We start from the raw sequence: 12,483 nt of genomic DNA, 5'->3' as shown, positions 1-12,483 counted from the left end.
TCACCCTCCAAGGTGAGATCAAAGGGCGGCCGCCCCGACCCGGGCGGCCGCCCAATTCATGCGCCGGACGCGGGAGTCGCACGGAACGCGTGCTGACAGTGGACGGCGCCGATGCCGAAGCCGTGCCGACGCGGCCCGGAAATCCTCAAGCGTTCATCTGAAGATCGCCAACGGGACGCAAAATAGCGGCACTTGCCACATCCGACTTGAGTTGGTTGCGGCTTCATGTCCCGTTGGGCCTGTCGATCACTACTGGTCAGGCAGGTAAGGAAGGGCTTAAGTTTCAGCTCGTTTTCTCAGGTCTCTCCCATGAGGTGAGAGGCGTCAACGGGGGCTGGGGAGGCCCCCATTGAGGAAGGGGGGCTGATGACTGCCGTTCATCGTCGTGCCGCATGCTTAGTGGGGGTGACTGTCGGGGCGGCCTTGGCGTTGGGGTCGCTTCCCGTCGTACAACCGTGGTCGCAGGCTTCTGCCGCCACCGTGACCTCGGCCTCGGAATCCTCCGGCTCGCCGCCCACGGCCACCACCGGAGAGGAAGCTCTTCGGAAGGCGGCCGCCTCCGGACAGAACGTGGAGATCACTTCTCGGCGCAACGAGTCGTCCGAACTGTACGCGACGCCGGCAGGCAAGCTGGAGGCCGTCGAGCACATGCGGCCGGTGCGCGCCCGGGTCGACGGCGCATGGACGCCGATCGACAATACCCTCGTCAGAAATGCGGACGGCACGGTCACCCCGAAGGCGACGGCCACCGGCATCACCTTCTCCGGCGGGGGCGAGGGACCCCTCGTGCAGCTGGAACAGGCGGGCAAGAAGCTGGCGTTCAGCTGGCCGAAGCCGCTCCCGGAGCCTGACATCAGCGCGGACACCGTCACATACCCGTCGGTGCTGCCGGATGTCGATCTCCAACTGCGGGCCGACGGCGACGGGTTCCACCAGTTGCTCGTGGTGAACACCGCCCAGGCGGCGAGCAACCCGGCTCTGGCTGTGCTGAAACTGGGGGTTTCCTCACCCGGCCTCACTCTCAAGGAGTCATCCACGGGAGGCCTCGAGGCAGTCGACGACGCCACCGGAGGTGTGGCGTTCGCCGCCGGGACACCCGTGATGTGGGACTCGTCCGGCGCGGGCACGGCGGCCTCTGCCGCGACCGCGGCGCCGAGCACCGCCAAGACCGCCTCGCTCAAAGGCGCCTCGCCCAGGACCCAGGCCGACGGCGTCGTTGCCTCGAGCGGTACGGACGTGCCGGACGACGTGCCGTCGGAAGGGCCCGCGGACGGCGCACAGCAGGCCGCCATCGGAGTCGATGTGTCGACGGACGGTTCGCAGCTCACGCTGACCCCGGACAAGACGCTGCTCCAAGGCGACGCCACCCACTTCCCGGTGTATATCGACCCGCAGTCGTACGCGCCGAAGGCGGGCGACTGGACGATGGTCTCCAAGTACTGGGCCAGTGCCCCGCAGTACCGTTTCAACGGCGACTCCGACGCCGGTGTCGGCTACTGCGGCTGGGACTACTGCGCCCCGAACGACACCAAGCGCCTGTTCTACAAGTTCCCGACGTCGAAGTTCGCCGGCAAGCAGATCATCGACGCCACCTTCGTCGCCCACGAAACCTGGTCGGCCACGTGTGACGGACGCTCGGTCGAGCTGTGGCGTACCAAGGGCTTCACCTCCGGCACGACCTGGAACAGCTCCTCGGACAACTGGCTGGACCACATCGACACCCGTGACGTGGCGAAGGGCTACAACTCCACGTGTGCCGCGGGCGATGTGGAGTTCAACGCGATCGACGGCGTGAAGTACGCCGCCTCGCACGACTCCTCGTACACCACCTTCGGACTGCGCGCCGGAAGCGAGGACGACAAATACGGGTGGAAGCGGTTCTCGGACGACGCCTATCTGCGCGTCACCTACAACCGGCCGCCGAAGCAGATCGCCATGAACCAGCTGGAGATGGACCCGGGCGGTGCCTGCAAGAGCCCGGACCAGAAGAAATACGTGCGAACGCTTCCGCAGGTCACCGCGAACAATGTGACGGATCCCGACGGCGACAAGGTCAGCGTGCAGTTCCAGGCGGCCTGGGACGCCGGCGACGGCAAGGGCCTCACCGCGCACTGGACCTCAGCGAAGACCGGGTACAAGTCGTCGGGTTCGGACTTCACCATCTCGCTGCCGTCGTCCATCCCGAAGAACCAGACCGTGGACTGGTACGCGCGCACCGCGGACTACTTCGACGGCAAGTACTGGAGCTACTCCCCTTGGTCGACCACCGGTTCGGCCACCGGTTGCTACTTCTACTGGGACACCGACTGGCCGGCGGGACCGGCGATCACGTCGGGTGACTACCCCAAGTCCGACACATCGGACCCGAACGACCCCTGGTACGACGGAGTGGGCCGCTACGGCACGTTCACGTTCGACGTGCCGGACACGGACGTCACCAAGTACTGGTTCGGCATCAACGAGGACCCTTCCGCCGACAACACCCTGCTTACCTCCGGCGGCGGTGTGCAGACCATGCGGTTCAGGCCCACCAGGCCCGGACTGAACTGGGTCACCGCCGAGGCTTTCGACAAGGCCGGCAACGGCAGTGAGATCCGCACCTACAGCTTCCGGGTGAAGTCCGGGCAGCCGGCGCGGGCACAGTGGTCGCTCGACGCCGCCTCCGGTGCGACTCAGGACGTCGGCACCGCCGGGGAGCGCACCCTGGACGCCGTGGGCGACCCGGCCCTCGGGGTCTCCGGCGCGATCGGCACCGCGGCCCACTTCGACGGCGTGGACGACTACCTCCAGTCGGACATCCCGACTGTCGACACCGGGAACGGCTTCTCGGTGGCCGCGTGGGTGAAGCTCGACAGACTTCCCGGCACGGCGGCAGTGATCGCCGCTCAACCCGGGAACAACGCGCCCGGCTTCGAGCTCTACTACTCCAAGTCGTACGACCGCTGGGTCTTCAACCAGTACTCGGCCGACTCCTCGACCGCCACGCCCGTACGGGCGATGGCTTCGACCGGCGGCGGCGTCACGGCCGGCCAATGGGTCCACCTGGCCGGAACGTACAGCTCCACGAACAACCTGCTGAGCCTCTACGTCAACGGCACGCTGGTCGGCACGACGGCCTACAGCACCTCCTGGGACGCTCGTCGCGGCCTGCAGATCGGCGCCGGTTCCTACGGCGGGGGCGCGGCGGCGTCCTTCTTCCCCGGAACCATCGACGAGGTGCGGATCTTCGACAAACCGCTGGCTCAGGGCGAGGTCACGGACCTCTACCAGAAGCAGCCCATCGGCCCCGGCCGCCCGGCCCGCGCGGTGTTCCCGCTCGACGAACCGGCCACGACCGGGGGCCAGCCCACCCGGCAGGTGCACGGCAGGGGAGATGTGAACCCGGCCGTTTTCAAGAACGGAGCCACCCCCGGCGTCGCCGGAGCCACCGGCAAGGCATTGAGCCTGGACGGTGTGGACGACTACGCCACCACGGGATCGCCACACATCAACAACCAGCACAGCTTCTCCGTCGTGGCCTGGGCGAAACTGACGCAGAAACCCACACACGCGGCGATCGTCGCCGCGCAGGCGGGTGTCTCCAAGTCCGGGTTCGAGCTGTACTACTCGACAACCTACGGCTGGTCCTTCAACCAGTACGACTCCGACGACGCGAACGGCGTACCCGTCCGCGCGGCGCAGGGTGACACGACCAAGGCGCCCGTCGGAGCCTGGACCCAACTGCTCGGGTCCTACGACGGCACGGCCAACGTGCTGCGGCTGTACGTCAACGGCCAGTGGGTGGCATCCACCACCTACAACTCCACGTGGTACGCGGGAGGCCCGTTCCAGATCGGCGCCGCCCGCTACGACGGGGTGGCAAGTGCCTTCTTCCCCGGTCTGATCGATGACGTACAGCTCTACGACCGGGCGCTGTCCGCGCCCGAGGCGCAGGATCTGTACACCGCACGGCCGGTCGTCCAGGGACGCTGGAAGCTGGACAGCGCGTCGGGCAGCCCGGCGGTCTCGCCCGACGACCTGGCCGCCGACCAGCACCCGCTGACGCTGGGATCCGCAGCGAGCATCGACGCCACGGGCAGCAGCATGGTCGGAACCGGCGCGCTGCAGTTGGACGGCACGTCGGACTCCTACGCCTCGACGTCCGTCTCACCCGTGCACACCAACGCCGGATTCACGGCCTCCGCCTGGGTGACCAGTCCGGGCCGGCCGCAGAAACCGGTGACCGTGATGAGTATGGCCGGGGCCAACACCAACGGGTTCGCGGTGCGCTACGTCCCGGACAGTTCCGATCCGGCGAACGCCGGAACCTGGCAACTGGTCATGCCCGGCAGCGACTCCACCACGGCGTCCGCTTCGGTGGCACAGCACACCAACTTCCAGAACGACACGTCCTGGAACCACATCGCCGTCGTCTACGACGCGTTCGCCGGGCAGATCCGGCTGTATGTCGACGGTGAGCTGCGCCAGACGCTGTGTGCCGACGATGACGACGACGGCACGCCCAATGACCAGAGCTGTACCGAAACGGTGTCGTGGAGATCGAACGTCACACCGTTCGACGCCACCAAGGGCCTGGATCTCGGGCGGGCCAAGACCGGTGCCACGACCTGGGGCGAGAACTGGTCGGGCGAGATCGACGACGTGTGGCTCATGGAGGGCGTAGCCACCGACACGCAGATCGCGGCGCTGGCGAGCGGCAACGACCTGGCGACCAGCCCGGGTCCGTGACCCGCCGGCCGGGCGGTTCCCGATCCCGGGAACCGCCCGGCCTTCACGGCCGGCTGCCGGCCGCGCGGTCTGCCGATCGCTCCATTCCGGCACGCACGAGGACATTCACCGTGCCCCGCTGACGCGGGGCCCTTGGCCATGCCCGTCTACGGCCGGGCGACGAGGAGAACGAAGAATGAGACGTTGGAAGTTCCGGCCCGACCGGGGCCGCACACGCGGATGGCTCGCCGCGGGGGTCTCGGCGGTTCTGCTGACCACTCTGGTCCAGGGCGCTGCCACCTCGGTGGCACAAGCCGATGACATGCCCCATGTCCCGGCCTCGGAGAGGGCTCTGGCCGGCCACAAGGCGAAGGTGCGGCCGCGCGCCGCGACCGGACATCCCCGGCTGCCGAAGACCTCCCCCGAGCACACCTGGCCCAAGGAGGGTTCTGCCACGGTCGACCTCCCCGGCGCGACCGGCAGCCGGCGCACCGGGATGCGGCGGGCCGGAGTGCTGCCGGTCTCCCTCACGGCGCCGACCTGGGCGAAGAAGAAGATCAGCGCCACGGCGAGCCGGAAGACCGCCACGACAACACGGAAGACCGCCCCGGCACCGCTGTCGGGTCCGGTCACCGTACGGATGCTGAGCCACACGGCGGCGCGCCAGGTCGGCGTGGACGGTGTGCTCTTCTCCCTGAAGCCGGCCGCCGCGACCAGCGGCACATCCGTAGGCCTGCGTCTGGACTACTCGGACTTCGCGCAGGCCTTCGGCGGCGGAAGCACCGCGCGCCTGCGTCTGGTCCAGCTTCCTCTCTGTGCCCTGACCACCCCGCGGAAGGCGGCGTGCAGCCGGCAGAGCCCGGTCGCGGCCCGCAACGACGAGCAGGCCAAAACACTCACCGTCCAGGCCGCGACGGTGAGCGGCGCGGGCACCGTGCTCGCGGCGACCACTGGTACGTCCGGTGACCACGGCGACTACGCGGCGAGCAAGCTGTCACCGTCCGCGACCTGGCAGACGGATCTCAGCACCGGCGACTTCTCCTGGTCCTACGACATGCCGGTGCCGTCCGTGCCGGGCGACTTCCAGCCCTCCGTAGGGCTTTCCTACGCTTCCGGCTCCGTCGACGGGCGGACGTCCAGCACCAACAACCAGTCGTCCTGGGTGGGCGACGGGTTCAGCATGTGGCCGGGATCGGTGGAGCGCTCCTACAAGTCCTGCGAGGACGACGGGGTCAGCCTCGGCAACGGCAAGTCCGGCGATCTCTGCTGGTCCGACGACAACGTCGCGATCTCGTTCAACGGGCATGCCGGCGAGCTGATCAAGGCCGACGACGGCACGTGGAAGATCAAGGGCGACGACGGCACCAAGGTCGAGCACCTGACCGGCAGTACCCGGGACAACGGTGACAACGACCAGGAGTACTGGAGAGTCACGACCACCGACGGTACGCGCTACTACTTCGGATACAACAAGCTGCCCGGCTGGGCGACCGGATCTCCGCAGACCAACTCCACTTGGAACACGCCAGTGTTCGGCGACGACGAGGGCGAGCCGTGCCACGGTGCCACCTTCGCCGACTCGTGGTGCCAGCAGGCCTACGAGTGGAACCTGGACTACGCGGTCGATGCGCACAGCAACGCCATCGCGTACTACTACAACAAGGAGACCAACTACTACGGCCGCGCGCGGACCGCGTCGAACGCGACCGTCTACGACCGCGGGGGATCCCTCGACCACATCGAGTACGGGCTGAAGTCGACGGCGATGTTCGCCAAGCCCTTGGCGAAGGTCGACTTCACCAACACCGAGCGGTGTCTTCCCGAGCCGGGCGTCACCTGCGACGCCTCTACGATCGACGACAAGTCCTTCTACTGGTACGACACACCCTGGGACCTGAACTGCAAGTCGGGCGCCGACTGCTACAACGCGTCGCCGACCTTCTGGACCCGCAAGCGGCTGGCCGGGGTCTCCACCTCGGTGCTCAAGTCGGACGGCAGCTATGCCCCCGTGGACTCCTGGGCCCTGACCCATCAGTGGGGCATGGCGGACATCGACTACCAGCTGGAACTGGCCTCCATCCAGCACACCGGCAAGGCGGACACCCCCGAGGGCGCCCCGGACATCACCCTGCCGAAGGTCACCTTCGGCTATGACCAGCGCCCCAACCGGCTGGACATCGCCGGCGACGACACCGCTCCTTTCATCAAGGAACGGATCTCCACCGTCGACGACGAGTCCGGTGGCCAGATCGACGTCAACTACTCGACCCCGGACTGCGACGCGGGCAACCTTCCGTCACCGTCCTCCAACACCACCCGCTGCTTTCCGCAGTACTTCACCAAGTCCGGTGACGCGAACCCGAGTCTGCAGTGGTTCAACAAGTACGTGGTGGACTCGGTCACGCAGACCGACCGGACCACGCACGCCCCGGACATGGTCACCCGCTACTCCTATCTGGGCGGGGCGGCCTGGCACTACGACGACGATGACGGACTGACCAAAGAGAAGTACAAGACCTGGTCGACCTACCGCGGTTACGGACACGTCCGGGTACAGACCGGCGGCCAGGATCCGGTCGGCATGAAGTCGCAGACCGACCACTACTTCCTGCGCGGCATGAACGGGGACCGAACCGCCACCGACGGAGTGACCAAGTCGGTCACCGTCCCGGACGACAACGGCGGCACGATCACCGACGTCTCGGCGGTCGAAGGCCAGGAATACAAGACCGAGACCTACAGCGGTCCGTCCGGCAAGGTCCTCGCCAAGACGGTCACCACCCCTTGGTACCACCAGACCGCCCTCCGCATCAGGTCATGGGGCACCACCAGCGCCAACCTCAACGGCAGCGCGTCGAGTCGCACCTGGACCTCCCTCGACGACGGTGCGGGCAGCAAGTGGCGCGAGACGTACACCTCCTACGAGCACGAGGACGTCGCCGGCCGCATCACCCAGGTCGACGACGCCGGCGACACCTCGACCTCCACCGACAACAGCTGCACCCGCAGCACCTATGCCGAGAACACCACCGCGTGGATCCTGGACCTGCCCGCCCGCGCGGAGACCGTGTCCGTGGGCTGCTCCGTGACCCCGAACCGGGCCAAGGACGTGGTGTCCGACGTCCGCAACGCCTATGACGGCCAGGCCTATGGAGCGGCACCCACCCAGGGCGACGCCACCCATGTCTCGACGCTCAAGTCGCACGACGGCACCACGGCCACCTATCTCGAGTCCGGAGCCACCTTCGATTCCTACGGACGCCAGGTCACCGCAACGGATCTGACGGGCAATGTGACCGCGACCGGGACGACGGCCCCGGTACGCGCCGATCGCAGCGACGGCCGCACCACCACGACGGTCTACACACCCGGCACCGGGTTCCCCACGACCGTCGCGGTCACCACGCCCCCGGCCACCGCGGGCAACAGCGCGACCGCCCAGACCAGCACGACCACCATGGACCCGGTGAGCGGCAAGCCCGTCACCGTGGTCGACACCAACGGCAAGCGCACCGACACCACTTATGACGCGCTGGGCCGAAACCTGCGGGTGTGGCTGCCCAATCGGTCACAGGCCAACAACGACATCCCGAACTACTCGTTCTCGTACACCATCAGTGACAACGCTCCGGTCGTCGTGGCGACGACGACACTCGCAGGCACGGGTACCCAGACCTCGTACACGCTGTACGACGGTTTCCTGCGCCCGCGCCAGACGCAGACGCCCGGTCCGGGCGGAGGCCGGCTGGTCAGCGACACGTTCTACGACGAGCGGGGTCTGGCGGCGAAAACCTTCGCCCCGTACTACAACACGGGCGCGCCCGCCGCTCCCCTGCTCGTGCTCGACGACGCCCTGTCGGTGGAGTCGCAGACCTGGACCACGTACGACGGTGTCGGACGTGTCGTGAAGACGGAGCAGGTCGCCGGCAACGGCACCAACTCCCCCTCGCGCGTCCTGGCCACCACCCTCGCCGCCTACGACGGCGACCGCGTCACCGTCACTCCGCCGAACGGGACACCCGCCACCACCACGATCGCCGACGCCCAGGGGCACGAGACGGAGCTCCGCCAGTTCCACGGCTCCAACCCGTCCGGGGCGTACGACACGACCACCTACGACTACAACCCGGCCGGCCAGCTCTCCACCGTCACCGACGACCCGGGCAACATCTGGACGTACAAGTACGATCAGCGCGGCCGCGTGCACACGACCACCGAGCCGGACAAGGGCACCACCACGTCCGAGTACGACGACCGCGGTCTGCTGCTGTCCACCACGGACGCGCGGCAGCGGAAGGTCAGCCACGTCTACGACGGCCTCGGGCGCGAGACCGAGTCCCACGACGGCGACACCTCCGGCCCCCTGCTCACCAAGCATGTCTGGGACCCGTCCGGGTTCAAGGGACAGCTCGCCTCGACGACCCGCTACGTGGGCGGCGCCTCCGGGTCCGCCTACACCACGAGCCTCAGCCTGTACGACACCCTCTACCGGCCGCACCGCACCACGGTGACCCTGCCCGCCTCGGAGGGTGCGCTCGCGGGTTCGTACCAGTCGAACGTCAACTACAACGCGGACGGCACGGTCCAGTCGACCAGTTACCCGGCCGCGGGTGCGCTCACCACCGAGACACTCACTCCGACCTACGACGAGGTGCTGCGGCCCAAGACCCTGACCGGCACCGGCGGGGTGACCTACACCACCAACACCACCTACAGCTTCACGGGCAAGCCGCTGCAGTTCACCTACCAGTCCGGCGGCAAGCAGGTCCAGGTCACCGACTCCTACCAGTGGGGCACGCAGCAGCTGCAGAACTCCCGGGTCGACCGGCAGGACGTCCCCGGCGTCGACAAGTCCTCCACCTACGGCTACGACCAGTCCGGCAACATCACCTCGATCAGCGACGTCGCCCGGGACGGCACGGACGACCAGTGCTTCAGCTATGACTACCTTGGGCGGCTCACGGAGGCCTGGGCGCAGGGCGGTACCACGTGCGCGTCCACACCTTCCGCCTCCGTTCTGGGCGGTCCGGCACCCTACTGGCAGTCGTTCACCTACGACACGACCGGCAACCGCACCAGTGACACCCAGCACGACCTGTCGGGCGACGCCAACAAGGACGTCAAGCGCGCCTACGCCTACCCCGCGGCCAAGTCACCCCGACCGCACGGTGTGACCAGCGTCAGTGTCACCGGCCCCGGCGGGCCCACGCAGGACTCGTACTCCTACGACGACATCGGCGACACCCAGACCCGGACGGTCGGCGGCAAGAAGCAGACGCTGATCTGGGACAGCGAGGGGCACCTCAGCGAGGTCGACGTCGCCAACGCCTCCGGCGGCACCGACAGCACCAGCTATGTCTACGACGCCGACGGCAACCGGCTCGTCGAGCACACGCCCACCGAGACGCACGCCTACATCGGTTCCACCGAACTCACGCTCACCAAGGGAGCCGCCACCCCGACCGCCGAGCGCTACTACAACCTCGGCGGCGGCAACCAGGCGGTCCGCACCGACGACAACAAGCTCTACTTCCTGGTCGGCGACCACCAGGGCACCGGCGAGCTGGCGATCAACGCCACGACCCTGGCCATGCAGGAGCGGCGCACGACCCCGTTCGGCGCGCTGCGCGGATCCCAGCCCGGTACCTGGCCAGGGTCCAAGGGTTTCGTCGGGGGCACCGACGACCGGGCGACCGGACTGACCCACCTCGGCGCGCGCGACTACGATCCGGCCACGGGTCGCTTCCTCAGCACCGACCCCGTGCTCACGCCGACGGATCCGCAGTCGTTGAACGCCTACGGCTACGCGGACAACGATCCGGTCACCTCCAGCGACCCGACGGGCCGCACGCGCTGCGACGTCGACCCGTCCTTCTGCCACCCGAAGTCGCCGCCGCCGGCCAAGGAAAAGAAAAAGAAGAAGTCCCACCCGAATCCGGTACTGGTCACGCCGCACTTCGCTTTCGACCCCGCCACGAACGACATCAAGGCGCTGACGAAGGCATTCTGGAAGGCGCACGGCAAGCAGCACGACTATCGTTTCGGGAACTCGGTCATGGGCTGGGGAGGTGCCGAGCCCGAACTCAGCGAGGGAATCGACCAGTTCGGTGAAGAAGTCAGCACCTGGGACCAGGTCTGTCACGACAACAAAACTCTCTGCACCGACGAATTCGCTTCGACCGTCTCCAGTCTGCACGGGGAGATGGACAGGGCGATCGACAAGGAGAGTGACACCTGGCATTGCACCCTGTGGAATTGCAACTACGACAAGAAGGTCGCCGAAGCCGTCACGGGAGTTCTCAGCCCGTACAGCATCAAGTTCATGCAGGACTCCGTCAGCAGGGCGTCCGGTGACGGCCACAGTGTCTTCGAGACGGCGCGCGACCTGAAGAACGGCGACCTGAAACCCGAGGATCTGCCGACCATCCGAGTGGTCCAACTCGACGACGGTGTCTGGACTCTGGACCACAGGCGACTGGTATCGTTTCAAATGGCCGGCATCGATTCGATACCCGTCGAATACGTGAGGAAGGAAATGGTGGCGCAGGAGATCGGACGAAAGAAGACGACCGAGACCGGCGGTCTCACCATTGACATCAAAGTTTCCCGAAAAGGCGCGTATGTCGGCACGTGGACCAATCCGAGGGGTGCTGCCGCGGCAGCCGCTGAAGAAGCTGGAATCGGTGCAGCCGCTGAAGAAGCAGCCGAACTGGGAACGTTTGAGATCCGGCCCCCGATGATTCCCTGAGGAAAGCAAAAATGGACATTCCGAGCGCCGAGAACGTCAAGTCCTACAAGGATCTGGCGGCCTACATCCACCTTCTCGTAGAGAGGATCGACGACGGCTCCATCAGAGTGGAGAACCCGCAGACCGTCGATTACCTGGGGGCGGCTGGGTCCTGGGTTTCGAGCCTGCGCGGGTACTACCTGAACAGCGCCGGTACGCCCGTGCCCGAACAGCCCGACTGGGAACTCATCGCGGTCATTCTTTCCGCGGCGCTCATCTACGAGTAGAGCCCCTCACGACGAGAGGTGACCGGGAGATCTCACCGGTCACCTCTCGCGTTCTCCGGCAGCCGCTGCCGGTGTCGCGTCAGCTGTACGACCAGCGCCAGCCGCCGGACCGGTACGCGCACGTGATCCTGGTGCCGCCCGCGGTGGTCGTGCTGGCACCGTGGTCGCTGTTGCGGCAGTACTGGCCGGCCGAATAGCAGTTGCCGGCGTTGGAGGTGATCGAGCAGGTGCTGACGCTGGTTCCGCCGCCGCTGCTGCCACCGGAGCCGCTGCCACTGCCGGAGGCGGCCTTCGCCGTGACGGTCACCTTCACCTTGACCGTCTTCGTCGCGGTCACCGTCACCGTCGGCGCCGGCTTCGGCTTCGCGGTTGCCGTCGCCGTGACTGTGACGGTGGGAGCGGGTCGCACCTTGTCCGCCGCGACCTTCGTGGTGTTGCTCTTCTGGCCTTTTCCGGCGCCGCTGCTGTCACTGCCGCCTGCGCCGATGCCGACGAGGAAGGCGAAGGCGATCGTCGGCAGCACATAGCGCTTCCGCGCCCAACGAGGTCTGGCCGGTCGCGGTGCGGAGCCGGGGGCCACAGGCTGCCACCCGTATCCGTTCGGTGGCGGCGTCTGGTTGTACGACATGGTCCCCCCAGGGATGGTTCGTGGTGAGGCGACGATATCGGGGGGTGTGAAGATTATGTGAGTGAAGGGTGAACGAAGTGACGTAGTTGTGATCATCGCGGGTGGGACGAAGGGCTCTCATCCGCCCTTCTCGT

The 12,483-nt window shown here is 67.3% G+C and carries 4 protein-coding genes; 3 read left to right on the top strand and 1 reads right to left on the bottom strand.

Annotation, left to right across the window (positions count from 1 at the left end; all coding sequences use genetic code 11):
* Positions 1 to 570 precede the first annotated feature (570 nt).
* The 3 genes from N4G66_RS17235 to N4G66_RS17225 all read left to right on the top strand — a co-directional run bounded on the left by N4G66_RS17235 (position 571) and on the right by N4G66_RS17225 (position 11,721).
* Positions 571 to 4,728 (top strand): LamG domain-containing protein, encoded by a 4,158-nt coding sequence (locus N4G66_RS17235; RefSeq protein WP_261705001.1) that lies wholly within the window; start codon positions 571 to 573, stop codon positions 4,726 to 4,728.
* 175 nt (positions 4,729 to 4,903) lie between these two features.
* Positions 4,904 to 11,455 (top strand): RHS repeat domain-containing protein, encoded by a 6,552-nt coding sequence (locus N4G66_RS17230; protein ID WP_261705000.1) that lies wholly within the window; start codon positions 4,904 to 4,906, stop codon positions 11,453 to 11,455.
* An 11-nt stretch (positions 11,456 to 11,466) separates the two neighbouring features.
* On the top strand, positions 11,467 to 11,721 hold the full coding sequence (locus tag N4G66_RS17225) for a DUF7660 family protein (RefSeq protein ID WP_261704999.1): 255 nt from the start codon (positions 11,467 to 11,469) through the stop codon (positions 11,719 to 11,721).
* Between the two features lie 79 nt (positions 11,722 to 11,800).
* On the opposite strand, the gene N4G66_RS17220 is transcribed toward N4G66_RS17225, so the two are convergent.
* Positions 11,801 to 12,349, bottom strand: a complete 549-nt coding sequence (locus tag N4G66_RS17220) for a hypothetical protein (protein WP_261704998.1) — start codon at positions 12,347 to 12,349, stop codon at positions 11,801 to 11,803.
* Positions 12,350 to 12,483 lie beyond the last annotated feature (134 nt).

Origin of the sequence: Streptomyces rhizosphaerihabitans (assembly GCF_025399795.1) — a bacterium.
Classification (GTDB): Bacteria; Actinomycetota; Actinomycetes; order Streptomycetales; family Streptomycetaceae; genus Streptomyces; species Streptomyces rhizosphaerihabitans.
Note: the sequence above shows the minus strand (reverse complement) of the source record. Positions and strands in the feature narration are given on the sequence as shown.